General features: G+C 68.9%; 27 protein-coding genes and 1 tRNA gene. 10 read left to right on the top strand and 18 right to left on the bottom strand.

The features are described from left to right. Positions 1-18: 18 nt before the first annotated feature. Complete coding sequence (locus BLW44_RS07120) at positions 19-384, bottom strand: LysM peptidoglycan-binding domain-containing protein (protein WP_060927202.1); 366 nt, start codon at positions 382-384, stop codon at positions 19-21. 282 nt (positions 385-666) lie between these two features. On the opposite strand from BLW44_RS07120, the gene lexA reads away from it, so the two are divergent. Further along, entirely contained in the window at positions 667-1,353 is a 687-nt protein-coding gene (gene lexA / locus BLW44_RS07115) for a transcriptional repressor LexA (RefSeq protein WP_060927201.1), read from the top strand. A gap of 106 nt (positions 1,354-1,459) precedes the next feature. Beyond that, positions 1,460-3,325: a S9 family peptidase gene (locus BLW44_RS07110; RefSeq protein WP_060927200.1), complete on the top strand. Its 1,866-nt coding sequence runs from the start codon at positions 1,460-1,462 to the stop codon at positions 3,323-3,325. Here BLW44_RS07110 and smpB read toward each other — a convergent pair whose 3' ends face one another. The 3 genes from smpB to ftsE all read right to left on the bottom strand — a co-directional run bounded on the left by smpB (position 3,326) and on the right by ftsE (position 5,894). Then, complete coding sequence (gene smpB / locus BLW44_RS07105; RefSeq protein WP_060927199.1) at positions 3,326-3,802, bottom strand: SsrA-binding protein SmpB; 477 nt, start codon at positions 3,800-3,802, stop codon at positions 3,326-3,328. Between the two features lie 86 nt (positions 3,803-3,888). Then, a complete protein-coding gene (gene ftsX / locus BLW44_RS07100) occupies positions 3,889-4,803 on the bottom strand; it encodes a permease-like cell division protein FtsX (RefSeq protein WP_060927198.1) in 915 nt (304 codons plus the stop codon). Continuing rightward, positions 4,800-5,894, bottom strand: coding sequence for a cell division ATP-binding protein FtsE (gene ftsE, locus BLW44_RS07095; RefSeq protein ID WP_060927197.1), 1,095 nt, complete (start codon positions 5,892-5,894; stop codon positions 4,800-4,802). The genes ftsX and ftsE overlap by 4 nt, the downstream gene beginning before the upstream one ends. Positions 5,895-5,979: 85 nt before the next feature. Between ftsE and BLW44_RS07090 the strand changes: the two genes are divergently transcribed. Beyond that, positions 5,980-7,476, top strand: a complete 1,497-nt coding sequence (locus tag BLW44_RS07090; RefSeq protein WP_060927196.1) for a DUF2510 domain-containing protein — start codon at positions 5,980-5,982, stop codon at positions 7,474-7,476. Positions 7,477-7,498: 22 nt separating this feature from the next. After that, positions 7,499-8,545 carry a DUF2510 domain-containing protein gene (locus tag BLW44_RS07085; protein ID WP_060927195.1) on the top strand — a complete coding sequence of 349 codons (1,047 nt, stop codon included), beginning with the start codon at positions 7,499-7,501 and terminating at the stop codon, positions 8,543-8,545. 57 nt (positions 8,546-8,602) lie between these two features. Here BLW44_RS07085 and prfB read toward each other — a convergent pair whose 3' ends face one another. After that, positions 8,603-9,712 (bottom strand): peptide chain release factor 2, encoded by a 1,110-nt coding sequence (prfB, locus tag BLW44_RS07080; RefSeq protein WP_060927194.1) that lies wholly within the window; start codon positions 9,710-9,712, stop codon positions 8,603-8,605. Positions 9,713-9,820: 108 nt separating this feature from the next. Between prfB and BLW44_RS07075 the strand changes: the two genes are divergently transcribed. Both BLW44_RS07075 and BLW44_RS17480 read left to right on the top strand, forming a co-directional pair. Next, entirely contained in the window at positions 9,821-11,053 is a 1,233-nt protein-coding gene (locus BLW44_RS07075; protein ID WP_060927193.1) for an MFS transporter, read from the top strand. Next, the gene (locus BLW44_RS17480) at positions 11,050-11,601 is read left to right on the top strand and encodes an NUDIX hydrolase (RefSeq protein WP_060927192.1); all 552 of its coding nucleotides are present in this window, start codon (positions 11,050-11,052) and stop codon (positions 11,599-11,601) included. The genes BLW44_RS07075 and BLW44_RS17480 overlap by 4 nt, the downstream gene beginning before the upstream one ends. 20 nt (positions 11,602-11,621) lie before the next feature. Here BLW44_RS17480 and BLW44_RS07065 read toward each other — a convergent pair whose 3' ends face one another. The 7 genes from BLW44_RS07065 to BLW44_RS07035 are packed head-to-tail and all read right to left on the bottom strand — an operon-like array spanning position 11,622 to position 16,074. Beyond that, on the bottom strand, positions 11,622-12,032 hold the full coding sequence (locus BLW44_RS07065) for a hypothetical protein (protein ID WP_060927191.1): 411 nt from the start codon (positions 12,030-12,032) through the stop codon (positions 11,622-11,624). After that, positions 12,029-12,463 (bottom strand): TadE family protein, encoded by a 435-nt coding sequence (locus BLW44_RS07060; protein ID WP_245647418.1) that lies wholly within the window; start codon positions 12,461-12,463, stop codon positions 12,029-12,031. Before BLW44_RS07060 ends, BLW44_RS07065 begins: the two co-directional genes overlap by 4 nt. Further along, positions 12,453-12,860, bottom strand: coding sequence for a TadE/TadG family type IV pilus assembly protein (locus BLW44_RS07055; protein ID WP_060927189.1), 408 nt, complete (start codon positions 12,858-12,860; stop codon positions 12,453-12,455). Before BLW44_RS07055 ends, BLW44_RS07060 begins: the two co-directional genes overlap by 11 nt. A gap of 12 nt (positions 12,861-12,872) precedes the next feature. Beyond that, positions 12,873-13,073, bottom strand: a complete 201-nt coding sequence (locus BLW44_RS07050) for a hypothetical protein (protein WP_060927188.1) — start codon at positions 13,071-13,073, stop codon at positions 12,873-12,875. A gap of 24 nt (positions 13,074-13,097) precedes the next feature. Further along, positions 13,098-14,036 (bottom strand): type II secretion system F family protein, encoded by a 939-nt coding sequence (locus tag BLW44_RS07045; RefSeq protein WP_060927187.1) that lies wholly within the window; start codon positions 14,034-14,036, stop codon positions 13,098-13,100. Next, a complete protein-coding gene (locus BLW44_RS07040; protein WP_060927186.1) occupies positions 14,033-14,890 on the bottom strand; it encodes a type II secretion system F family protein in 858 nt (285 codons plus the stop codon). Before BLW44_RS07040 ends, BLW44_RS07045 begins: the two co-directional genes overlap by 4 nt. Further along, complete coding sequence (locus BLW44_RS07035; RefSeq protein ID WP_338061380.1) at positions 14,887-16,074, bottom strand: TadA family conjugal transfer-associated ATPase; 1,188 nt, start codon at positions 16,072-16,074, stop codon at positions 14,887-14,889. Before BLW44_RS07035 ends, BLW44_RS07040 begins: the two co-directional genes overlap by 4 nt. 120 nt (positions 16,075-16,194) lie before the next feature. Here BLW44_RS07035 and BLW44_RS07030 point away from each other — a divergent pair. Next, positions 16,195-16,276, top strand: a tRNA-Leu gene (locus BLW44_RS07030). A 66-nt stretch (positions 16,277-16,342) separates the two neighbouring features. Next, complete coding sequence (locus BLW44_RS07025; RefSeq protein WP_060927185.1) at positions 16,343-17,113, top strand: DedA family protein; 771 nt, start codon at positions 16,343-16,345, stop codon at positions 17,111-17,113. A gap of 34 nt (positions 17,114-17,147) precedes the next feature. Here BLW44_RS07025 and ku read toward each other — a convergent pair whose 3' ends face one another. Further along, complete coding sequence (gene ku / locus BLW44_RS07020) at positions 17,148-18,002, bottom strand: non-homologous end joining protein Ku (protein ID WP_060927184.1); 855 nt, start codon at positions 18,000-18,002, stop codon at positions 17,148-17,150. A gap of 58 nt (positions 18,003-18,060) precedes the next feature. On the opposite strand from ku, the gene ligD reads away from it, so the two are divergent. Next, positions 18,061-20,055: a non-homologous end-joining DNA ligase gene (gene ligD, locus BLW44_RS07015; protein ID WP_060927183.1), complete on the top strand. Its 1,995-nt coding sequence runs from the start codon at positions 18,061-18,063 to the stop codon at positions 20,053-20,055. Positions 20,056-20,059: 4 nt separating this feature from the next. On the opposite strand, the gene BLW44_RS07010 is transcribed toward ligD, so the two are convergent. The 5 genes from BLW44_RS07010 to murI form a co-directional block, all read right to left on the bottom strand. Next, positions 20,060-20,980, bottom strand: a complete 921-nt coding sequence (locus BLW44_RS07010; RefSeq protein WP_060927182.1) for a cation diffusion facilitator family transporter — start codon at positions 20,978-20,980, stop codon at positions 20,060-20,062. Between the two features lie 82 nt (positions 20,981-21,062). Continuing rightward, positions 21,063-21,638, bottom strand: coding sequence for a dihydrofolate reductase family protein (locus BLW44_RS07005; protein WP_060927181.1), 576 nt, complete (start codon positions 21,636-21,638; stop codon positions 21,063-21,065). A 62-nt stretch (positions 21,639-21,700) separates the two neighbouring features. Next, the gene (gene rdgB, locus BLW44_RS07000; RefSeq protein WP_060927180.1) at positions 21,701-22,294 is read right to left on the bottom strand and encodes an RdgB/HAM1 family non-canonical purine NTP pyrophosphatase; all 594 of its coding nucleotides are present in this window, start codon (positions 22,292-22,294) and stop codon (positions 21,701-21,703) included. Continuing rightward, positions 22,294-23,028, bottom strand: a complete 735-nt coding sequence (gene rph, locus BLW44_RS06995; protein ID WP_060927179.1) for a ribonuclease PH — start codon at positions 23,026-23,028, stop codon at positions 22,294-22,296. The genes rdgB and rph overlap by 1 nt, the downstream gene beginning before the upstream one ends. A 47-nt stretch (positions 23,029-23,075) precedes the next feature. Further along, positions 23,076-23,909, bottom strand: coding sequence for a glutamate racemase (gene murI, locus BLW44_RS06990; RefSeq protein WP_060927178.1), 834 nt, complete (start codon positions 23,907-23,909; stop codon positions 23,076-23,078). 76 nt (positions 23,910-23,985) lie between these two features. On the opposite strand from murI, the gene BLW44_RS06985 reads away from it, so the two are divergent. After that, positions 23,986-25,311: a nicotinate phosphoribosyltransferase gene (locus BLW44_RS06985; protein WP_060927177.1), complete on the top strand. Its 1,326-nt coding sequence runs from the start codon at positions 23,986-23,988 to the stop codon at positions 25,309-25,311.

The raw sequence follows: 25,311 nt of genomic DNA, 5'->3' as shown, positions 1-25,311 counted from the left end.
GAAGGACTGCGCGGGGCCTCACTCGGAGTACTGCGCGGGGATGGCCAGTTCCTGACCGATCTGCAGCTCGCCGCCGTGCAGGACGTTCAAGCGGGTGATGTCGCCGATGACCTCGCGCGGATCGGCAGCCGGTGCGATGCTCTCGGCGATCGACCACAGGGTGTCGCCCGGCATCACCGTCACGGTGGCGAACGACGCGGTGGCCACCTGCTCTCCCGATGCCATCGCGCTGCCGCCGCTGAGAGCGGCGAAGCCGATCCCCACGGCGAGCGGCACTGCCGCGATCGCGAGGACGACACGGCGGCCACGCGCCGTCAGCTTGAGCCGCGTCGCCGGGCGAACCGGAAGAACTACTGCTGCGGTGCTGAAGGTGATGGTGCTCATGTCGTGGCTCCTCTGCATCTCCCGCCGAAACGGTGAAGTTGGCGTAGCGTTCGCATCCGCGTCTCGGCCGGGAGCCTTTGATGCGAAGCTACGTTCCGAAGGTATCTTCGAATTCGAACATCTGTCAAGCGTTCTTCGAAAAACACATCCGATATTCGGCCGACACGCTCGAACAGATCTTCCACATCAGCGCGATTCTCGGATACGGTTTCGATACGGATACCCCACCACGGACCTCCGACATTCGAACTGAGACGCCGGATCGCATACCTGAGGAGCACCATGAGCGAGAACTCCGCACCCGAGTCCGACGTCCCGCGAACGCGTCGCCGGAAGAGCCTGAGTCCCAAGCAGATGGCGATCCTCGAGGTCATCCAGACCTCGATCAGCCGGCACGGCTACCCGCCCAGCATGCGCGAGATCGGCGACGCCGTCGGCCTGAAGTCGCTGTCGAGCGTCACCCATCAGCTCGGTCAGCTCGAGCTCAGCGGCTACCTGCGGCGCGATCCGGGCAAGACGCGTGCCATGGAGGTGCTCATCGACCTGCCCGGTACGAGCGGCGAGAACCCCGCCGATGTCGCGACGCCTGTCGGCGACGCCGCACTCGTCCCCCTGGTCGGGCGTATCGCCGCCGGGGTTCCGATCACCGCCGATCAGCAGGTCGAGGAGATCTTCCCCCTTCCCCGGCAGCTCGTCGGCAAGGGCGACCTCTTCATGCTCAACGTCTCGGGCGAGTCGATGATCGACGCGGCGATCTGCGACGGCGACTGGGTCGTCGTCCGGTCGCAGAACAGCGCGGAGAACGGCGAGATCGTCGCGGCCATGCTCGACGGCGAGGCCACGGTCAAGGTGCTGCGTCGCCGTGACGGCCACACGTGGCTGCTGCCGCGCAACTCCGCGTTCGAGCCGATCCTGGGTGACGAAGCCGTCATCCTCGGCAAGATCGTGGCCGTGCTGCGCGCCGTCTGACTCCCGCGAAGGCTCCTCCTGCACAGGAGGAGCCTTCGTCATGCGCGGCACCGTCGTCCGCACTCCGCCCGATGCGGGCCGTCGGTCGGCACCATAGGCTCGGAGCATGTCGTCGCCGTTCGGTACCTGGCCCTCTCCCTTCTCCCCCGCCACTGTCGCCACCGCCGCACCACGGATCGACGGCGCCCTATTCGTCGGCGAGGAGATCTGGTGGGGCGAATCCGTCCCCTCCGAGGGCGGGCGCCTGACCGTGCGCAGCTCGACCGGGGCCGACATCCTTCCCGCCCCCTGGAGCGCTCGCTCGCGGGTGCACGAGTACGGCGGCGGGGCATGGACAGCCGACGACGACGGCACTCTCTACTTCGTGGCCGCTTCAGATCAGCGCGTGCATCGGATGCCGCGGGGCGGCACACCGGCCCCGCTGACCCCCGCGGGCCCCGCCCACGGCGGCCTGCGGTTGCAGCAGGGCCGCCTGTTCGCCGTCAGGGAAGACCTGACGCAGGACCCTCACCGCCGGGCGATCATCGAGATCCCCACCGACGGTTCGGCGCACGACGACGCCTCTCGACTGCACGTGGTCGTCGAGGGCGAGTCGTTCTACGCGCATCCCGCCCTCTCCCCCGACGGTACCCGCATCGCCTGGGTCGAGTGGTCGGGACGGCGGATGCCGTGGCAACATGCCGCCCTCAAGCTCTCGGACGGTGCGACCGCCGTCGAGCTGCCCGCCCGCGCGGCTCTGCAGCCCGAATGGCTGGATGACACGGAACTCGTCTACGCCGACGATCCCTCCCGTCGCTGGACGCTGCACCGTCAGCGCATCGAGAATCTCCGAGCGCTCGGGCCGGCGGAGCCCGTGGGTGACGACGACGTCGACGCCGACACCGGATACGGGCTCTGGGTGCTGGGCAACCGCTGGTACCGGCCGCTCGATGACGGGCGTCTCGTCGCCGTGCGGACCGAAGGACGCGACGAGGTCGTCCTCCTCGATCACGACGGTGCCGCCCGGGTGCTCGAGCTCCCCGCCGACGGACATGTCAGCGTCGACGACGTCTCAGGCACCCGGGTGCTGCTCTCCGGGAACAGCTCGACGACATCGCCTGGCGTGTGGTGCGTCGACGTGGACTCGGGTGAGGTCACGGCGATCACCGGTGCCGAGCCCGTCGACCCCGACTGGATGCCCGCAGCCTCCTCACTGGTCGTGAAGGGAGCGCACGGCGACGTGCACGCCTTCGTGTACTCCCCGGCGAACCCGACGACGTCGGCACCCGAGGGCGAGCTCGCGCCCTACATCGTGTGGGTGCACGGCGGTCCCACCGCGCACGTCACGGGAGCCGCATCGGCCGCCATCGCGTTCTGGACGAGCCGGGGCATCGGCGTGCTCGACGTGAACTACGGCGGCTCCACCGGCTACGGACGCGCCTATCGTGAGCGCCTCGACGGGGCATGGGGCGTCGTGGACGTCGACGATGTCATCGCCGCCGCCCGCGGCCTCGCCGAGGCCGGCCTCGCGGATCCTCACCGCATCGCGATCCGCGGCGGATCTGCCGGCGGCTGGACGGTGCTGTCCGCCCTCGTCCGAGGCGGCACGTTCGCGGCGGGCATCAGCCGCTACGGCGTGGCCGACCTGCGGATGCTGACCGCGCACTCCCCCGACTTCGAGGCGCATTACATCGACGGTCTCGTCGGCCCGCTGCCGGAGGCCGAGGATCTCTACGTCGACCGCTCTCCCCTGACCCATGCGGACCGGATCGATGTGCCGGTGCTGCTGATGCAGGGAGCGGATGACCGGGTGGTGCCGCCGTCGCAGTCGGAGGCCATCCGCGACGCACTGGCTGCGCGCGGGATCGATCACGAGTACGTCCTCTACCCGGGTGAGGGACACGGGTTCCGTGCGAAGGAGACGATCGTGGATGCGCTCGAGCGCGAGTACTCGTTCCTCGGCCGCGTCTTCGGGTTCGCTACCGAGAGCTGATCACTCGCCGACGCGGTTGCGCAGGCGCATCGCGCGCTCGGCCTCGCGGGTGTCCTGACGCTCGCGCAGCGTCTGGCGCTTGTCGAACTCGCGCTTGCCCTTGGCGAGAGCGATCTCGACCTTGGCCCGACCGTCGGAGAAGTACAGCTTGAGCGGGATCAGCGTGTAGCCACCGGCCGAGACGGCATGCTGCAGCTTCGCGATCTCCTCGCGGTGCAGCAGCAGCTTGCGGACGCGCTTGGCCGAGTGGTTGGTCCAGTGGCCCTGCGAGTACTCCGGGATGTGCACGGAGTCGAGGAACACCTCGTTGCCCTTGACGAACGCGTAGCCGTCGCTCAGATTCGCGCGCCCCTGGCGCAGCGACTTCACCTCGGTGCCGGTGAGCACCATCCCCGCCTCGTACGACTTCTCGATGTTGTAGTCGTGACGTGCGCGACGATTGGTCGCGATGACCTTCTCCCCGCGTTCCCTGGGCATGATTCTCTCCTGATCCGTGCCGTGCAGTGGCTCCAGAGCCCGGTGGCGGGCGCACGACAGCCTGTCAGTCTATACCGACGGGCGGCTCACGTGCGCAGCCAGCGACGGATCGCGAAGCCTGCCGAGAGCGCGGCGAGCACCACGCCGATGCCGATCAGGACCGGCACCACGATCGCGGCGTCCCTCATCGAGACCCAGGTCGTGATGAACGGGACGCGCCCTCGCAGGTAGCCGTCGACACCGAAGTGCACACCTGCGACCACGGCGGCACTCGCCAGGACGGACCCGAGGAATGCGGCGAAGACGCCCTCCAGCACGAACGGCGTTTGGATGAAGCGGTTCGAGGCGCCGACCAGACGCATGATCCCGATCTCCTTGCGCCGCGCATACGCGGATAGCCGGATGGTCGTGCCGATCAGCAGGATGGCGGCGATGAGCATGAGCACGGCGATCCCAACGGCGATGTACGTCGCGACGGTGAGGGCCGAGAAGAGGGGTTCGAGGTACTGCAGCTGGTCCTGGACCTGCTCGACCCCGGCGACGCCGTTGAACGCCTCCGCGATGACCTGGGATTGCCCAGGGTCCTTCATCGTCACGAAGAACACCTCGAACGCCTGGTCCGGCGTGATCACGCTGGCCTGGTCCTCGCCCAGCTGGTCGACCAGCTTGGCGTAGGTGTCTTCCTTCGAGTCGAAGGTGACTTCGCTGATGAGCGGCGCGAGCGCCTCGCCCTCCAGCTGGTCGCGGACGGCATTCACCTGGTCCTCAGAGGCACCGCCGTCGACACAGGTGTCCTGCTCGGAGATGTCCGAGCACATGTAGACCGCGACCTGCGCCCGCTCGGTCCAGTAACCGCGCATCGTGCCGATCTGCGCCTGCATGAGGATGGCTGCGCCGACGAAGGTCAGCGAGACGAAGGTCACCAGGACGACGGAGATCACCATCGAGATGTTGCGCCGCAGGCCGCCGAGGACCTCGGTGAGGATGAGTCCGATTCTCATGAGGTCGGGCCCACTTCCTCTGCGCCGTCATCAGAGAGGCCGAGTCGATCGGCCACCCCGAGTTCGGCGACGTCGACCTCGGGAAGCACGATCGGGTGCGTGCGCGGACCGGCGGGAGCGACGGGGGTCGTCTCACCGGGCATCCGCGCAGCGACCTGCTCGACGACCGGCTGCTCGACGACCGGCTCCTCGAGCGGTGCGGCCTGCGCCTCGGGAGTCTCGGATGCCGTCGGCACGGCGTCGGACGACGCCGCTGCGGCCTTGCGCTGGGCACTCAGCTCCTCGGCGAGGGCCGCCCGGACGATCGAGAGGTCGGAGGTCTGGCGCTGCACCTCCTGGACCGCGGTGAGGGCTGCGGCGGCCGCCGCGCCTCGCACCTCCTCCGGCACGAGTCGAGGGATGTTGGAGGTGTCGCCGTATCCGCCGTGCACCTCGTCACGCACCATCTCGCCGTCACGGAGCTCGATGACCCGACGCTGCATCTGGTCGACGAACGCCGCCTCGTGAGTGGCCATGAGCACAGTCGTGCCTCCGGCGTTAATGCGCGCGAGCAGCTGCATGATGTCGACCGAGGTGGCGGGGTCGAGGTTTCCGGTCGGCTCGTCGGCGAGCAGCACCTGGGGGCGGTTGACGAGCGCCCTGGCGATCGCGACGCGCTGCTGCTCTCCACCGGAGAGCTCGTGCGGCATCCGCTTCTGCTTGCCGTCGAGTCCGACGAGGGCGAGAGCCTCCGGCACCGCCTGCTGGATGAAGCCGCGGGAGGAGCCGGTCACCTGCAGCGTGAACGCCACGTTCTGGTAGACCGTCTTCGACGGGAGCAGGCGGAAGTCCTGGAAGACGGATCCGATGTGGCGCCGGAAGTACGGCACCTTGCGGTTCGCGAGCGAGCGAAGATCACGTCCGAGCACGGCGACGCGACCTGTCGTCGGCACGTCCTCCCTCAGGATGAGCCGCAGGCAGGACGATTTGCCGGACCCCGAGGCACCGACGAGGAAGACGAACTCCCCGCGCTGCACTTCGAAGTCGACACCGGACAGCGCGGGCCTCGCGGTCCCGCGGTAGCGTTTCGTGACGTTCTCGAACCGAATCATGGCTGTTCGAGCCTAAGCGCGCCGTGTCGTGTGCCCGCGAGCGACACCCCGGGCACTCCCTGAGCGTCTGCCTCCACTGATATACATGGAGATGCCGATCCATGCCGTCTGCGTGGACCACGACTTCGAGGGGAACACCATGACGACGCCTGCAGGCTGGTACGACGACGGATCCGGGCGCCAGCGCTGGTGGGACGGCACGCAGTGGACGGAGCACTTCGCACCCGTCGCGGAGGCCCCGGCAGCAGAGTCCGCCGTCGAGGCGACCGCCGCAGATGCTGCTGCGGAAGCATCCTCCACCGAGGACGATCTGGATGCCACCCACGACCGGGCATCGGCCGAGACGTCGACGGGGTCGGCCGCGGAGGCTGAGACCGCCGATTCGATCCAGTCCGTGGCCGCGGTGGAGAGCCAGTCCTGGAACACCCCGGCACCGACGGATGCCGCAGACGACACGGTCGGGCAGAGCGCGTCGCAGACACCCGCCGAAGACGTCGCAGCCCCCGACGCCGCACCCGCGTGGGCGGCCTCAGAGTCCCCGGCGGCCACGCCTGCCGACTCCGCCGTCGAGTCCGCCCCGCAGCAGGACTTCGTCGCCCCGGGAGGCACCGGTCCGACGGCGCCGCTCGACGGCGACGTGCCGCCCTACGCGAATGCCGCCCCCTCTTACCCCGCCGCAGCGCCCTCCTACCCTGGCGCCGCTCCCTCCTACCCTGGCGCAGCGCCCGCGCAGCCCGGGGCGTACCCGACGGCTCCCGGATATCCGGCAGCCGCTCCCAGCTACCCCGGCGCTGCGGCGTACGCTCCCGCCGGGCAGAACTACGGCGCGCCCGGCGGCTACCCGCCCGCCTACGGCGCTGCGGCACCCGCAGCCCCGGCCGGCATCTCGATCGTCGGCATCGTCGGCCTCGGTCTCGCCGCCCTCGGCACGCTGCTCGCCTGCATCCCGGTCACCTTCGTGTTCGGCTGGATCCTGCTCGCCGCGGGCTTCATCGTGTCGCTGATCTCGCTCTTCCTGAAGGGCAAGAAGTGGCCGGGCATCACCGGGCTCATCCTGTCCGTCGTTGGCACGATCATCGCGGTCATCGTCGCGATCGTGTTCGCGGTCGCGAGCGTCGCCGACGCCGTCGACGACCTGCCGACGGACTCCCCGTCCAGTGGCACCGAAGACGGCACCGACACCCCTGAGGTCGTCGAAGGCGAGCTCGGTGCTCCCGTGACGATCGAGCAGCTCTCGGGCACGAGCGAGGTCACGATCAACTCGGCGAAGTGGGCGACCACCGACGGCTCGAGCATCGAGTCGACCAACGGCGGCTACGTCATCCTCGATGTCACCTTCGAGGGCATCTCCGGCACGAGCTACGTGAACCCCTTCTACTTCTCGATCGAGACCGCCGAGGGCGCAGAGGGCACCTACGACTACTACGTCGACGGGATCGTCGCCGAGGAGCTCGCGGCCGGCGACACCATCACCGGCACCATCACGTTCGATGTCGCGCAGAGCGAGTCGTACGAGATCATCTTCACCGACGAGCTCCTCGAAGAGGTCGCGCGCATCTCGATCACGCCGTCCGCCGGCTGATCCCGAACAGCGGGCAGGAGCGATGACGACCCCGGCGGGGTGGTACGACGACGGCTCGGGCCGTCAACGCTGGTGGGACGGCTCGGGGTGGACGCAGCACACCGTCGAGTCCGCCCCTCCCGCCCCGCAGGCCGAGTCTGCACCGGTGCCGGCCTCTGCCGCGCCGGTGCAGGCCTCGGCAGCACAGGGCGCAGCCGCCTCCGCGCCGGTCGAGCAGCCCTTCGTCGCTCCGCACGTGTGGCAGGCGCCGAGCCCGGCAGCGGATGCCGGCGCCGACCCGTATCCGCGTGCTGACGCCCCGTCGGCGATCGCGCAGAACCCGTATCCATGGTCGGGCCAGCCCGGCGCGTACCCTGGTCAGTTCACTCCCGCGCAGCCGAAGACCCGGGCGTCGATCCTCGGCATCATCGGACTCGCGGTGGTCGTCGTCGGCGTCATCCTGTCGTGCATCCCGGTGATCTCCGTCGTCGGCTGGGTGCTGCTGGGCGCGGGCTTCGTCGCCTCGCTCGTCTCGCTCTTCCTTCCGGGGACGAAGTGGCCGGGCATCACGGGTCTGGCGGTCGGCGTCGTCGGCTCGGTGCTCGCGATCGGCGTCGGGCTGCTCTCGCTCGGCATGACCGGGCTCGCCTCCCCCACTCCGTCGCCGTCGGCCTCCGCCGAGGAGTCCGAGGATCCGGGCGCGGACGGCGGGCTTCCCGAAGGCACCGAGACGGTGCCGATCGGCGACCTCGAGGTCGGGCACTGCCTGCCGCTGATCGAGTGGGATGACGAGATCTACGAGCTCCCGATCGTGCCCTGCGACCAGCCGCACACCGACGAGGTCTACCTCATCTTCGACGCGCCGGACGGCGATTTCCCGGGTGACGACGAACTCCAGAGGCTCGCCACGGAGAAGTGCGACGCGGGCTTTGCGACGTTCATCGGGGTGCCGTACGAGGAGTCCGAGCTCGACAACTACTGGTTCGTGCCGACCGAGGCCTCGTGGAATCGGTGGAACGACCGGGCGATCCAGTGCATCGCGGTGAGCTACGAGGAGATCACCGGCACGCTCGAGGGCGCCGCCCGCTGAGCTGAACGAGGCGCGAACTCGGAACGCGCTCAGAGCGCTGAGGTCAGAGCGCTGAGCTCAGTCCTCTTCCTTGCGCTTGCGCCAGCGGATGCCGGCCGAGATGAACCCGTCGAGGTCGCCGTCGAACACGGCGGCCGGGTTGCCGGACTCGTGTCCGGTGCGCAGGTCCTTGACGAGCTGCTGGCCGTAGAGGAAGTACGAGCGCATCTGGTCGCCCCAGCTCGCGGTGATGTTCCCGGCGAGCTCCTTCTTCTTCGCAGCCTCCTCCTCCTTCTGCAGCAGCAGGAGGCGGGTCTGCAGCACGCGCATCGCGGCAGCACGGTTCTGGATCTGCGACTTCTCGTTCTGCATCGACACGACGATGCCGGTCGGAAGGTGCGTGAGGCGCACGGCGGAGTCGGTGGTGTTGACCGACTGGCCACCGGGGCCGGACGAGCGGAAGACGTCGACGCGGATGTCGCTCTCGGGGATGTCGACCTCGGTCGCCTCCTCCATGAGCGGGATGACCTCGACCGCGGCGAACGAGGTCTGGCGCTTGTCGGCCGAGCCGAAGGGGCTGATCCTGGCCAGACGGTGCGTGCCGGCCTCGACCGACACGGTGCCGAAGGCATAGGGGGCGTCGATCTCGAAGGTCGCGGACTTGATGCCCGCACCCTCGGCGTAGGAGGTGTCGAGCACCTTCACGGGGTACTTGTGACGCTCGGCCCAGCGCAGGTACATGCGCATCAGCATCTCGGCGAAGTCGGTGGCGTCGTCGCCGCCGGCACCGGAGCGGATGGTGATGATCGCGGACCGCTCGTCGTACTCGCCGTCCATCAGCGTCTGCACTTCGAGCTGGTTGATGATCTCGGTGAGCGCGTTGAGCTCGGCGCGGGCCTCGACGGCGGAGTCCTCGTCACCCATCTCGTTCGCGAGGTCGACGAGCACCTCGAGGTCGTCGAGCCGACGACCGATCCCCTCGACCCGGGCGAGCGCCGACTGCCGGTGGCTCAGCGCGCTGGTCACCTTCTGGGCGCGTTCGGGGTCGTCCCAGAGGTCCGGCGCGCCGGCTTCCTCGCTGAGGCGGGCGATGTCGGAGCGGATGGTCTCGACATCGAGCACCTCGCGGATGTCACCGTAGGTGAGTCGCAGGGCCTGGATGTCGGCGGAGAGATCGAGTTCGAGCATGTCGGCTCCAGCGTACCGTGCCGCCTGCGCGGACGGCGACGGCCCGGGAACGGGAGTAGCGTGAAACGAGTGAGCAGCGCATCCACGGTCCTGAGGCGATTCGGACCGATGGTGTATCTCCCCACGGTCCTCTTCTCCCTCGGCGAGGGCGCCGTCATCCCGCTGATCCCGGTGATCGCGTCGGCGATGGGCGCGGATGTCGCATTCGCGGCGCTCGTGGCCTCCGCACTGGTCGTCGGTCAGCTGTGCGGCAACCTGCCGGCGGGCTGGGCGGTAGCCCGCATCGGCGAGCGGGTCACGATGGTGATCGCCGGCGTGATCGCGATCGCTGCCGGCGTCGGGATGGTGCTCGCCCCGTCGTTGGCCGTGCTCGCTGCGTCGGTCTTCCTGCTGGGCTTCTGCGCGGCCGCCTTCGGGCTCGCGCGCCACGCCTTCATGACCACTCGGGTGCCGATCGCGTTCCGTGCCAGAGCGCTCTCGCTGCTCGGCGGCAGCTTCCGTCTCGGCATCTTCATCGGCCCGTTCGTGGCGGCCGGACTTCTGCAGCTGTTCGGGTCGGAGTCCGCCGCGATCTGGTTCTTCCTCGGCTGCCTCGTCGTGATGGTGCTGCTGGTGCTGCTCGGCCCGGATCCCGAGAAGACGATCCCGCCGACCACCGCGGTGCGCACTGCCTCTCTCTCCGACGACTCGGGTGAGGTCGTGACCGGGTCGATCCCGACGGTCGAGCGCACCGGCATCTTCCGCACGATGTGGCAGCAGCGCAGTGTGCTCGGCCGCCTCGGGCTCGCGGCAGCATCGCTGTCGGCCGTCCGGTCCGCGCGTCAGGTCGTGCTTCCGCTGTGGGGCCTGTCGCTGGGCCTGGATGCCTCCACGATCGCCCTCGTCGTCGGCATCTCGGGTGCGATCGACTTCGCCCTGTTCTACGCGAGCGGCCAGGTGATGGACCGCTTCGGCAGGCTGTGGGCGGCGATGCCCGCGATGGTGCTGATGGGCGCGGGATTCCTCGCCCTGTCGTTCACCCATGATCTCGATGCGGCCGTGCTGTGGTTCGGCATGTTCGCGGCGGTGCTCGGCGTCGGCAATGGGTTGTCGAGCGGCATCCTGCTCACTCTCGGCGCCGACGTCGCCCCGAAGAGCGAGCCGGCGGCGTTCCTCGGCTCCTGGCGCACGCTGACGGATGCCGGCGGCGCGGTCGCTCCTCTGCTGGTCTCCGGCATCATCGCGATCGCCTCCCTTCCGGTCGCGGCGGCCACGATGGGCGTGGTCGGCCTGGTGGGCGCCCTCGGGTTCATCCGCTGGATCCCCCGGTTCGTGCCGCGCACCACGAAGGATTCCTCGTGACCTCGCTCGGCGCGGACGTGCGCCGACTCGTCGTCGGCGCCGCCGTGACCACCGAGCGTGAGCGCGCGGCCCGTGCTGACTTCTCGACTTTCTTCGCCGACGATCTCGGCCCGGTCTCCCGCGACGACGGCCCGCACCATGCGACGGCGTCGGCGCTCGTGTTCGACCGGTCGCTCACCCGCACGCTCCTCGTCTTCCACGGCAAGGGGCGGTTCTGGGTGCAACCAGGTGGGCATCTCGAGCCCGGCGATGCGTCGATCGCGGATGCGGCTCTGCGCGAGCTGCGGGAGGAGACCGGCGTGGTGGTGCCTGCTCTCACCGAACCGCTCGTGTACGACCTCGATCATCATGCGCTGTCTTCGTCCTTCGGTCGCTGCGCCTCACACCTCGACATCGGAATGGCGGTCGTGGCCGACGAGGATGCCGCACTCGTGGTGAGTGCGGAGTCGGAGGATGTGCGATGGTGGCCCATCGACGCCCTCCCGGCGCAGGTGCCCACGGGGTTCGAGGGGCGGGTCCGGCGGCTGCGGGATCGCCTTACGGTCTGAGAGGCGTCATCGCACGAATGTCAGTGCAACGCGGTGCGGCTCGTGCCCGTCGCGTCGAGTCGCACTCCTTCAGGCACGAACAGGGAGACGAGGGGCGGATGCCAGTCGGCCGAGAGCCGCACCCGTGCCGACGACCCGTCCGGTGATTCCGCGGAGACCAGTACCGCGTCGCCGGGCAGCTGACGCAGCAGCGCCTCCGCCTCCGTGCGCACGGCGTCATCCGTGAGGTCGGCGCGCACTGCGTTCCCCTCGACCACGACCGTGAATCCGTCGGCTCCGGCGAGCGCGGCCGCGTCGGCGAGCGCATCCAGGCGTTTCTGCGCGATGTAGAGGTCCGTGGCGCACACGCTCACGAGGATCAGCGCGATGGCGAGCAGCGCGTACCCCAGGGTGAGCAGGATCACGCTCCCGTCCTCGTCAGGAGGCGTCATCCTGTGCCCCACAGGCGCGAGATCTTCTGGACGGCGGTCCCCTCGACCCCGACCGATGCGGCGTCGTCCCCTCCGAACAGGGCCGGGATCAGCGGCAGCGTGACCCTGGTGGTGACCGTGATGGTGACCACCGCACCTGCTGAGGGGCATTCGACCCCGACGGGCGCGCACGACATCGACACCTCGGTCACGTCGGCGTCGAGGCCGTACTGCTCGGCGATGTCCGCGAGCACTCGATCACCCTGGGCTGCGGCCACCTTCGCGTCCGGCGCCGTGGCCAGCGCCCGTGCGACGTGACGGGCAGCAGCGTCGACGCCGAGGGTCTGCTCCTGGATCGTTCCGAGCGCGATGATGAGGTACACGAGCGGCACGAGCAGGATGACCCCGACCGTGATGAATTCGAGGGCAGCCGAGCCGTCGTCATCCGTCATCGAAGGACTCCTCCGGCGCATGCGCCTCGACCTCGAGCGCGAAGGGGATGCCGAGGAGTCCGATGACCGGCAGCGTCGTGCGCACGCGCACCTCGATCATCGGTCGTCCGAGCGTCGTCGCGCGTCCGACGACCACATCCTGCGCGTACGCCTCGCCCACCGCGCGCGTGATGCTCCGTCGCGTGACGACGGCCCCCTCGGCGAGCTCGGTGTCTGCGAGCGCCGCGTGGTACGCCCCCTCTACAGCGGCGTCATGCACGACGTTACGCACATACACGGCGAGCGCGAGCTGCAGGACGCCCAGGGTCAAGAGCGTCAGCAGAGTGCCGACCATGACGAACTCGACGGGGCTCGATCCTCGGTCATCCGAGATGCCGCGACGTGGGATGACGGCCATTGTCCGGGCCGGTCAGAGACCGGACACGCGCTGGATGGCCTGCTCGAACAGCGTGCTCAGCGCCGGCCCTGCAACAGCCCAGATGAGCACCACGAGTCCGGCCGTCATGAGTGTCACCAGCACCCAGCCAGGTACGTCTCCTCGCTCGTCGCGCAGCATCGAGTCGGGTTCCGGGACCGGGAGGTCTCCGCAGAGCTCTCGAGTCGTGTTCATGTCGGTCGTCCTTTCGGTGGGCGCTCAGCCGATGCCGAGTCGAAGAATGAAGAGCCCGGGGTAGATCGCGAAGAGCACGGACAGCGGCAGGATCAGGAACACGAGCGGGAGGAGCATCAGGATCTCCTTCCGGCCAGCCTGCTCGATCAGGACGCGCTTCGCGTCTTCTCGGGCGTCGCCTGCCTGGGCGTGAAGGACCGAGGCGAGCGGCGCTCCGTGCTCCAGCGCCGCGATCACCTGGTCGATGGCTCGGGTGAGTCCAGGGAGCTCGAGGCGGCGGGACATCTCGGCGAGCGCATCGGCGAGCGACGAGCCGGTACCCGCCGCGAGAACGACTCGGCGGAACTCGGAGGTCATCTCGCCGGATCCGACAGCAGCGACACGTCGGAGCGAATCGAGGAATCCCTCCCCCGCAGACAAGCACAGGGCGAGGAACTCGAGGGTGGTCGGAAGCTCGTCGGTGAGTCGTCGACGTCGAGACCGCACAAGTGCGGTGAGCAGCATGTCGTACCCGACGCCGGCGGCCGCGCCCAGGAGAGCCGGCGCGAGAGCGATCGGTGGACTCATGCGGCCCCAGACGGCAGCTGCGATCAGGACGAGGGCGCCCGCCGCGATCCCGGCGAGCACCCATCCGAGCTGGCGACCGCGGAACGCGCTCTGCTCGATGGCCGACCCGGACTGGGCGAGTCGGAGACGTAGAGCGTCGCTTCCGCCGAGAGCTCGCCCGAACAGCCCTTGAGCTCTCGTCCACAGCCGATGATCACCCGCCGGCAGAATCCCCTGGCGTGGGCGCGCGCCCGCAGGCAGATCCTCCTCCGCCACGACGTCGCGCAGATACGGGGCGATCCTGCGTGCCAGCGGAACGGCCGACCATCGAGGAAGCGCAGCGAGCAACAAGATCAGCCCGCCGCCCATCGTCCCCCCGGTGAGCACCGCGAAGGCGACTGCGGAGGCAGAGTTCATCCGAACCACCGCCCGGGCTCGGGCAGCCGCCCGATGCGGATCATGATCCGATAGGCGACCAGGGAGACCCCGGCCCCCGCGCAGATCACCAACACGCCCTCCGGTGTCCCGTACGCCACCGCCCCCTCCGGACGGAGCACGAGCAGCCCGAGGATCGCCCACGGTGCGATCGACCCGAGCACGGCCGCCCCGCGAATCCACGACTGTCTGGCTTCCACCTCACCACGCAACGCGGCATCCGCGCGTACCGAGACCGACAGCGCTCGCAGGACTCCGCTGAGTTCGGTGCCGCCGACCTGGCGAGCCATGCGCAGGGTCTCGATGATGCGGTCGGCTATGGGATCGGCGAGCGAGCGCTTGAGCCGGTCGAGGCTCGCTTCGAAGCGGCCCGTCACACGCAGGTCCTGGGCGAAAACCGCGAACGCCGGCCGCATCATCGACGGCGCGGATTCAGAGAGACCGGCGACCGCATCCGGAAGGGAGAGTCCGACCCGGATCGACGCGATCAGCAGATCGCAGATGTCGGGCCAGAGCTGCCGACGCAGCCGGCGCAGACGTACGCGCCGCGAGCGGAGAAACACGATGGGCGAAGCGGCCGCCGCCATGGCCGCCAGAACGGCCAGCGCCGGTATCGCGGAGGCGAGCCAGACGACGGATGCCGCGGCGAGCGCGAGCGCAGCCATGACCACGACCAGCACGCGCGGCCGTACAGCCGCGAGTCCCGCCTCGGCCAGCATCCGTGAGAGGAGCCCTGCTCGCCGGGTGGCCTCCCCCTCGGCTCGCGGCGGCCACAGCCACGGCGCTGCGCACAAGAGCAGCCCCGCAGCCAACGTCGCACCCAGCAGAGCGGTCATCGCGACGTCCCGATCCGCCGGAGGTCGCCGCGCCGACCGGGGGTCGCCGCCACCCTGTGCTCGTACACGGATCGGGTCACGATCTGCCCGGCATCGATCTCGCCTGTCGGCGCGATGACCTCGTGGACCCGCCGCACGCCGTCGTCGTCGCGGACGCAGTGCACCACCAGGTCGATGGAAGCCGCGAGAGCAGGCACGATGAAGGAGCGATCGATGTTGCGTCCGGCGAGCAGCGGGAGCAGCGTGAGCTTGTCGAGCGCCTCCACTGCGGAGTTGGCATGCACGGTCGCCGCCCCGGGTACTCCGGTGTTCAGTGCCAGGACGAGGTCGAGTGCCTCTGCGTCGCGCACCTCCCCCACGACGATCCGGTCCGGACGCATCCTGAGCGCCTCCTTGACGAGTCGCCGCAGCGTGATCTCGCCGGTACCCTCGAGACTCGCCTGTCGTCCCTGCAGGGAGACGACGTCTGGACCCTCGACGGCGATCTCGAAGGTCTCCTCGACCGTCACGATGCGCTGACGCTCGGAACACGAGTCGAGCAGTGCTCCGAGCAACGTGGTCTTGCCCGCATGCGTCGCGCCGGAGACGATGACGCTCCGGCCGTCCTCCATCGCGCGCCGCAGCATCGCCGCAAGGTCAGGACTGAGCGCTCCCTGGCCCACCAGCGCATCGAGCGACCGATACCGGGGCAGGAACTTGCGGATGTTGACCGACCACGAGCCGCGCACGACGTCCGCGATCGCCACGTGCAGCCGCGAACCGTCCGGAAGCGACGCATCGACGAAGGGCTGACCGATGTCGACACGGCGACCCGTCGACTGCAGCATCCGCTCGACGAGGTCGCGCAGCATCGACTCGCTCAGCTGCAGACCGATCCGTTCCGACACCCCGGCCCGCGCGACATGGATGCTGGCCGGACCGTTGAGCCAGATCTCCTCGACCTCCGGGTCGTCGAGCAACGGCTGCAGCGCGCCGAAACCCGTCACCGCCGCCAGCACATCGCGCACGCACCCCGGCTCATCATCGATCATCGCCTCGCCGCGCGCGAGAGCGACGTCATTGAACCGCCGCACCTCCCCCACCGCGACGGCTCGCGCGCCCTCCGCATCCAGGGTCGGATCCATCCCCTCCCCTCGGAGTCGCTGCCGCACGCGCTCGGCGACAACGATGGAAGGAGGGATCACCCGAGCATCCTCGCAAGAATGCCGCCGTCGCCGTCGGAGTTATCCACAGCCCCGAACCGCTGCTGCGGGCGGATCCCCAGCAATGCACGATCCCCCGATCAGTAGACTGTTTTTCACCGCGCGGGAGTGGTGAAATTGGCAGACACGCAGGATTTAGGTTCCTGTGCCCTAGGGCGTGTGGGTTCAAGTCCCACCTTCCGCACCGATCAGTCGCATGCCGTGCGGCCGACGACTTGACCGCCGCACTGCGCACTACGACGGGAACTCCATGCATCACGCCGCCCTCATCCCCTGGCTCGACCCCGCCACCATCATCGGATCGGCCGGCCCGTGGGCGCTGCTCGTGGTGTGCTTCATCGTCTTCGCCGAGACCGGACTCCTCGTCGGCTTCCTGCTCCCCGGCGACACACTGCTGGTGATCTCCGGACTTCTGTCGCACCCGATCGCCGGCTCCGAGCACGGTGTCTTCGGCCTCAACGTCTGGATCGTCGCCCTGCTCATCGGACTCTCCGCGTTCGTCGGCGGTGAAGTCGGCTATCTGATCGGCCACAAGGGCGGCCCGGCGGTCTTCGAGCGCAAGGAGTCGGGTCTCTTCAGCAAGAAGAACGTCGAGCGCACGAACGCCTTCTTCGAGCGCTTCGGCGGCATCACCGTCATCCTCGCCCGCTTCGTGCCGATCGTCCGCACCTTCGCCCCGGTCGCCGCCGGCGTCGGTCACATGCCGTGGCGCCGCTACACGCTGTACAACCTGATCGGCGCGATCCTCTGGGGCTTCGGCCTCACGATGTTCGGCTACGCCATCGGCTTCATCCCCCCGGTGGCCGAGTTCGTCGAGAGCTACATCGACCTGATCCTGCTCGCCGCCGTCGGCGGCACCGCGCTCGTCACGCTCTGGCACTACCTCTCCGAGCGCCACAAGGCGAAGAAGGCCGCCGCGGCCGGTGAGGGCGAGACCGACGCGATCGAGGCGCAGGAGCTCACGCTCGACGCCGAGGTGTTCGACCGCGCCCCCGACCTCGACGGCGACGGCAAGCACTGACCGCCGCGCACGCTCAGAGCAGGGCCGGCTGACCTCAGCCGGCCTTCTTCTTGCTCGGAGCCTTCTTCGTGGTCTTCTTCTCGTCCGACGACTCCGACCGCGCGGCCTTCGTGCGCGCGACGCTGGCGCGCAGCGCCTCCATCAGGTCGATGACCTCGCCGCTCTTCGCGTCGCCCTCGCCTTCGCCGAACGTCTCGGAGACGTCGAAGGTGTCGCCGGCGTCGATCTTGGCGTCGATCAGCGTGCGCAGCTCCTTCTGGTACTCGTCGACGAACGACTCGGGGTCGAAGTCGGCCGAATAGCTGTCGACGAGGGATGCCGACAGGTCGAGTTCCTTCTTCGAGATCCGCACGTCCTCATCCAGCGACGGGAACGCCGCCTCGCGCACCTCGTCGGCCCAGAGCAGCGTCTGCAGCACGAGCACCTTGCCGCGCACCCGCAGCGCCGCGAGCCGCGTCTTCTGGCGCAGCGTGAACCGGACGATCGCCGTGCGGTCGGTCTGCTCGAGCGTCTTGCGCAGCAGCACGTACGCCTTCGGCGACTTCGAGTCGGGCTCGAGGTAGTACGGCTTGTCGAGCGTCAGCAGGTCGACCTGGTCGGAGGGCACGAACTCGACCACGTCGATCTCGCGGCTCTTCTCCGACGGGAGCGCCGCGAGGTCGTCCTTCGTGAGCACGACCGTCTGACCTTCGTCGACGTACGCGCGGTCGATGTCGGCATACGCCACGGTCTCGCCGCACACCTCGCAGGTGCGCTGATACCGGATGCGCCCGCCGTCCTTCTCGTGCACCTGGTGCAGCGGGACGTCGTGGTCCTCCGTCGCGGAATACACCTTGACCGGGACGTTCACCAGCCCGAAGGTCAGCGCGCCCTTCCAGATCGTTCTCATGCCCCCAGTGAACACCAGCCGCCCGGTTCACGGCCAGTCCTTGACTACGCTGGGCGTCATGGTTCCGGAGGCGCAGAACGTGCAGATCGACGGCCGCCGGCTGCGCATCACGAACCTCGACAAGGTGGTCTATCCCGAGACCGGCACCACCAAGGGCGAGATCATCGCCTACTACACGGCGATCGCGCCGCATCTGCTTCCCCTGCTCGACGGGCGCCCCGTCACCCGCAAACGCTGGGTCGAGGGAGTGGGGACAGCGGATGCTCCCGCCGACGCGTTCTTCACGAAACAGCTCGAACCGGGAGCGCCGGACTGGATCCCGCGGCAGCCGATCCAGCATTCCGACGGTCCCAAGGAGTATCCGCTCGTCGAGGACGTGCCCACTCTCGTCTGGCTCGCGCAGGTCGCGGCGATCGAGCTCCACGTGCCGCAGTGGCGCTTTGCACCCGACGGCCTTCCCGGCAAGCCGGATCGTCTCGTGCTCGACCTCGACCCCGGCCCCGGGGTGGGACTCGCCCAGTGCGCGGAGGTCGCCCGCATCGCTCGGGGCCTGCTCACCGACATCGGCCTCGACCCTGTGCCGGTCACGAGCGGCAGCAAGGGCATCCACCTGTACGCGGCTCTTCCCGGTCAGCAGACGAGCGCTGAGATCTCGGCCGTGGTGAAGGAGATCGCCCGGCTCATCGAGACCGACCACCCTGACCTGGCGACCAGCACCATGGCGAAGGCCGCTCGCGGCGGCAAGGTCTTCCTCGACTGGAGCCAGAACAACGGCAAGAAGACGACGATCTCGCCGTACTCCCTGCGCGGCCGCGCGCAGCCCTGGGTCGCGGCACCCCGCACGTGGGAGGAGCTCGATGACCCCGACCTGGCTCAACTCGACTTCTCCACCGTGCTGGAGCGCGCGGAATCCGGCGTCGATCCGATCGCGCCGCTCCGCATCGCACCCGCGGAATCGCTCAGCACCGGTCGCGGCACCGCCGAGGTTCAGACGACGGCACAGACCGAAGAGCCGCGCGAACGGGGCAAGCCTGCGCGCCGCCATGCCCGCGGTGCAGGTGGCACCGCCTCGCCCGCATCCGTCACCGCCGCATCCCTCTCTCCGATGCTCGCCGAGAACGGGACCCCGGCGATCGCGCGCGGCCTGAGCACTCCTTCGTGGGTCGAGGTGAAGTGGGACGGCATCAGGGCGATCGGCACCTGGTCGGACGGACGGATGCTCCTGCATGCCCGCAGCGGCACGGACATCACCGCCCGGTACCCCGAGCTCACCGCCGACGGGGCGCCCTTCCTCCCCGTCTCCGATGCGATCCTCGATGGCGAGATCGTCGCCTTCGACGCGCAGGGCAGACCGAGCTTCTCGAGACTGCAGAACCGCATGCACCTCGAGCGCCCCCGCGAGATCGAGCGCGAGGTCGTGCGGACGCCCATCATCTACATGGTCTTCGACCTGCTGCGGCTCGACGGCCACGACCTCACGACGATGCCGCTCTCGCAGCGTCGCACCCTGCTCGACGAGGTGATCTCCGAGCTCGACGCCCCGGTGCAGGTGCCTCCGGTGTTCGACGACGTCGACGCGGCGCTCGCGACGAGTGACGAGTTCGGCCTCGAGGGCGTCGTCGTCAAGGATCCGGGTTCCCGGTATCGCCCGGGTCAGCGGTCTCCCGCCTGGCTCAAGCTCAAGCACACCCGGATGCAGGAAGTGGTGATCGTCGGCATCCGTCCCGGGAAGGGAGATCGCGAGGGCACGTTCGGCTCGCTGCTGCTCGCGGTGCCGGACTCGGGCCGGCTGCGCTACGTCGGCCGCGTCGGCACGGGCTTCACCGACCGGATGCTCCGCGACCTGCTGTCCCGCCTCGCGCCGCTGCGCATCGAGAAGGCGCCCCTCGCGGATGTCCCTGCTCCGGATGCCTCCGACGCATTGTGGGTCGAGCCGGAGCTGGTGGGCGAGGTCGAGTTCGCGAACTGGACGCCCGACGGCATCCTGCGTCATTCCCGGTGGCGGGGTCTGCGGCCCGACAAGGCACCCGACGAGGTCGTCGTCGAGAGCTGAGACCTCAGGCGTGGTGCGGTTCGCAGTCGGACTGCTCGGCCGGCTCGATCTGGAACGTCGAGTGCGCGACGTCGAAGTGATCGGCGAGGCAGGACTGCAGGTCGTTGAGAAGCGTCGCCGATCGACCGTCGGCGAGCAGGGCCGGATCCACACTGACGTGCGCGCTGAACACCGGTGCACCGCGCGTGAGCTGCCAGACGTGCACGTCATGGACGCCGATGACCCCGTCGTAGTCGAGGAGGTGCTGGCGGATGTCGCTCACCGCCGTCCCCTTCGGCGCCGACTCGGAGAGCACCGAGAACACCTCCCGCAGCAGCGCGATCGCTCGCGGGATGATGAGCACGGCGATGAGCATGGACGCGATCGCGTCCGCCGGCATCCACCCGGTCGTCACGATCACGATCGCCGCGATGATCACCATCGCCGAGCCGATCAGATCGCCCATGACCTCGAGGTAGGCGCCTCGCACGTTGATGCTGGTGCGCTGCGCACGGCTCAGAAGCCACATCGAGATCGCGTTGGCGATGAGGCCGACGATCGCGACGACGAGCATCAGCCCGCCGACGACCTCGGTCTCGCCCGGGTTCAGCAGGCGGCCGATCGCCTCGATCGCGACCCAGCCGGCGAGCAGGATCAGGATGATCGCATTGATCAGCGCTCCGAACACCTCGGCACGCTGGTATCCGAATGTACGACGGTCGTCCGCAGGTCGCGCCGCGACCGCCGCGGCGATCAGCGCGATCACGAGGGCCGAGGCATCGGTGAACATGTGCGCGGCATCGGCCAGCAGCGCCAGCGATCCGGTGAGCGCCGCTCCGACGATCTGCACCACCATGACGGTCGCGGTGAGGGTCAGCGAGATCGCCAGAAGTCGACGATGGCCGGCTGAGCGGATGCCGCCGGCGGCGGGCGCGTGATCGTGCATGTCTCCAGGCTAGACCGGCCTCCCCGGTCGCCGGCCGGTATCCGCCCAGTCGGGAATGGTGATGATTCTCAGTAGCCTCGGCTCAGCGCAGGCGGGAGTATTCGAGCACGACGCAGCCGTTGTCGAACGACCGCACCTGCTCCAGGCTGAACTGCGTCGGAGCGAACGAGTGGCTGACCATCGGGATGCCGGACCCGGCGATGACCGGGTACTTCTTGACGATCAGTCGGTCGATTTCGTCGAGGAGGACACCGGCGAGCACCGCCCCACCCGCGAGGTAGATGCCGAGGCCGGGCTCGGCCTTGAGCTCTCTCACCCGAGCGACCGGGTCCGTCCGCACGATCTCGACGTTCGGCTCCCCCGGATCCTCCTGTGTGGTGCTGAACACCACCGTCCGCAACTGCGAGTACGGGTCGGTGATGCCCATCTGCAACGCCGGCTCATACGTGCGGCGCCCCATCAGCACCGTGTCGAAACGGGTGAGCGGCTCGTCGGCTCCTCCGCGATCCGCACGGACGAACGCCGGCTGGATGTCGGCCAGCTCGGTGCCCATCATCTCGGCGAATGCGGGAGTCACCGGATAGAAGTCGACCTCGTCGGCGGGTCCCGCGATGAACCCGTCGAGGGTCACGCCGATGTAATAGGTGAGTTCTATCATGTCACCCAGAGTAACCACTACGAATGAAGTACGTCAAGCGTAGTGGTTAAGAGAACGACCCCTCAGAGTGTCGCGAGCAGCGGTGCCAGCTTCTCGAAGGCACGGGCGCGGTGCGACTGCGCCTGCTTCTCTTCAGCGGTGAACTCCCCCACGGTGCGCTCGACTCCGGCGGGCTGACCGTCGGGGATGAAGATCGGGTCATAGCCGAAGCCGCCGACTCCCGACGGCTCGGTCGCCAGGCGTCCTGGCCAGTCCCCCACGACCACGTGCTCGGCACCCTCCGGGGTCACGATCGCGATGGTTGAGATGAAATGCGCGCTGCGGTGCGGATCCGCGATGTCGCGCAGCTGGTCGAGCAGCAGCTCGAGGTTCGCGGCGGCATCCTTCTTCTGCCCGGCCCAGTAGGCGGAGAAGACGCCGGGCGACCCGCCGAGCACATCGACGCAGATGCCGGAGTCGTCGGCGAGCGCTGCGAGACCCGTGTGCGCCGACGCTGCCCGCGCCTTGATCAGCGCGTTCTCAGCGAAGGTGATCCCGTCTTCGACCGGCTCAGGGCCGTCATAGCCCACGACCTCGAGATCGGGACGCGTCGCCGCGACGATCTGCTGGAACTCCGCGACCTTGTGCGGATTGTGCGTGGCGAGGACGACCTTCATCAGCCTGCGAGAGCCTTCAGCTGCTGATCCTTGAGGTCGGCGCAGCCGGCGACTCCCAGGTCGAGCAGCGCATCGAGTTCGCGCTTGTCGAACGGTGCACCCTCAGCCGTGCCCTGTACCTCGACGAACAGGCCGCGGCCGGTGACGACGACGTTCATGTCGGTCTCCGCCCGGACGTCCTCGACATATGCGAGATCGAGCATGGGTTCGCCGTCGATGATGCCGACCGAGACCGCGGCGACCGAATCGAGCAGCGGCGTTGCGTTCTTGCCGATGAACTTCTTCTCGCGGCCCCACTCGATCGCGTCCGCCAGCGCGACGTAGGCACCGGTGATCGCGGCAGTGCGGGTGCCGCCGTCGGCCTGCAGAACATCGCAGTCGATCACGATCGTGTTCTCGCCCAGGGCCTTGGTGTCGACGACAGCGCGCAGTGCGCGACCGATCAGACGGGAGATCTCATGCGTGCGTCCGCCGATGCGACCCTTCACGCTCTCGCGGTCGTTGCGGCTGTTCGTCGCCCTGGGCAGCATCGAGTACTCGGCGGTCACCCATCCCTTGCCCTTGCCGGTCAGCCAGCGCGGCACGCCGTTGGTGAACGAAGCGGTGCACAGCACCTTGGTGCCGCCGAAGCTGATCAGCGCCGATCCCTCGGCATGGCTGCTCCAGCCTCGTTCGATGGTGATCTCGCGGAGCTGGTCGGTGGAGCGGCCGTCGGCACGGACGATGCTGGTCATGGGCTTCTTTCGGGTGGGGGTGGGTGACGCGGATGCTGCGGGAGGGATCAGGAACCGGGGGCCGGTTCAGGAAGCGTGATGACACCGGTCTGCACGAGCTGGACGTCGCGCACCTCGCGGCCCATCAGACGGTTGGCGAGCGCCGTGAACTCGATCGTGGAGTCGCCGGTCGCCTCGTAGACGTACGACGCGGTGGCGTCCGGCGAGGCGAGCAGGTCGCCGCGCACGAGCTGGCGGTAAACGTCGCCCGCGGTCTCGTCGTCGCTGGAGACGAGGGTGACGCCCTCGCCCATGACGTAGCTGATGGCGCCGCGCAGGAACGGGTAATGCGTGCAGCCGAGCACGAGGGTGTCGACATCGGCGTCGCGCAGCGGTGCCAGGTACTCCTCGGCCGTGGCGAGGACCTCCGGTGTGCCCGTGATGCCTCCCTCGACGAACTCGACGAAGCGAGGGCAGGCGGCCGTGAAGACCTCGAGCCGCTCATTCACCTCGAGCATGTCCTGATAGGCGCGCGACCCGATCGTCCCGACGGTGCCGATCACACCGACCCGTCCGTTGCGGGTCGTCGAGACGGCGCGGCGCACGGCAGGGCCGATGACCTCGACGACCGGGACGTCATAGCGCTCCCTGGCATCGCGCAGCATGGCGGCGGATGCCGTGTTGCAGGCGATCACGAGCATCTTGACGCCCTGGTCGACCAGCGTGTCCAGGACCTCGAGGCTGTAGCGGCGCACATCGGCGATCGGCTTCGGACCGTACGGCGAATGCGCCGTGTCGCCGATGTAGACGAACGATTCCCGCGGCAGCTGGGCTCTGATGGCCCTGGCCACCGTGAGTCCGCCGACACCGGAGTCGAAGATTCCGATCGGGGCGTCGTTCATGACTCCTCAGCCTACCCGCGCACGCCCCGCGTCACGCTCAGCAACCCGAACGGATGTCGTCACTAAGCTGAAGCGCATGACGACGTCCACGGCGCTGCTGACCGACCGTTACGAACTCACGATGCTCGCCGCCGCCCTGCGCGACGGCACCGCATCACGCCCCAGCGTGTTCGAGCTGTTCTCGCGTCGACTCTCCGGCGGGCGCCGTTTCGGCGTCGTCGCCGGCACCGGCCGTCTGCTCACACTGCTGCGCGAGTTCCGCTTCGAAGACGACGAGCTGCGCTTCCTTCGCGACAACGACGTGGTGGATGCCGAGTCCCTGATCTACCTCGAGAACTACCGCTTCACCGGATCCATCCGTGGCTACCGCGAAGGCGAGCTGTACTTCCCCGGCTCCCCCATCCTCACGGTCGAGGGCAGCTTCGCCGACGCCGTCGTACTGGAGACACTGGCGCTCAGCGTCCTCAATCATGACTCCGCTGTCGCCACGGCGGCGTCCAGGATGAGCATCGCCGCCGGTGAGCGCCCCCTGGCCGAGATGGGCTCCCGCCGAGCCGCCGAGCAGTCAGCGGTCGCCGCTGCCCGCGCCGCGTATATCGCCGGGTTCCGGGCGACGAGCAACCTCGAAGCAGGGCGGCGCTGGGGCATCCCGACCATGGGCACCGCCGCCCATTCCTGGACGCTTCTGCACGAGAGCGAGGAGGAGGCGTTCCGATCGCAGATCGACAGCCTCGGCACCGGGACGACGCTCCTCGTCGACACCTACGACATCCGCACGGGCGTCGAGACCGCGATCCGCGTCGCGGGAACGGAGCTGGGAGGCGTGCGCATCGACTCGGGCGACCTCCCGATCGTGGCCGCTGAGGTGCGGGCGCAGCTCGACGAGCTCGGCGCCACCGGCACCAGGATCACCGTGACCAGCGACCTGGACGAATACGCGATCGCCGCTCTGGCCGCGTCACCCGTCGACTCCTACGGCGTCGGCACCTCGGTCGTGACCGGCTCCGGGTACCCCACGGCGAGCATGGTCTACAAGCTGGTCGCGCGACAGGATCCGGACGGCGCCTGGATCGGCGTCGCCAAGGCTTCGACCGACAAGGCGTCGCACGGCGGTCGCAAGGCCGCCTTCCGCACGCTCGTCGACGGCGTGGCCGAAACGGAGACGGTGGTCGTGTCGGACGGCTTCGAGGAGCTCGACACCCCGAGCGAGCACCCGGACGGACGAGCGCTGCAGACGACGTTCGTCGAGCGCGGCGACATCGACACCTCCTTCGAGGGGCCGCAGGGCACGGCATCCGCTCGCGAGCACCACCTGCGCGTGCGCGAGGAGCTGCCCGTGCGAGCGCTGGCGCTCAGCAAGTCGGACCCGGCGATCCCCACCGTCTACGTCGACGCAAGCTGA

Origin of the sequence: Microbacterium hydrocarbonoxydans, from assembly GCF_900105205.1 — a bacterium.
Taxonomy (GTDB): Bacteria; Actinomycetota; Actinomycetes; order Actinomycetales; family Microbacteriaceae; genus Microbacterium; species Microbacterium hydrocarbonoxydans.
This window is presented reverse-complemented; position numbering and strand designations above follow the sequence as displayed.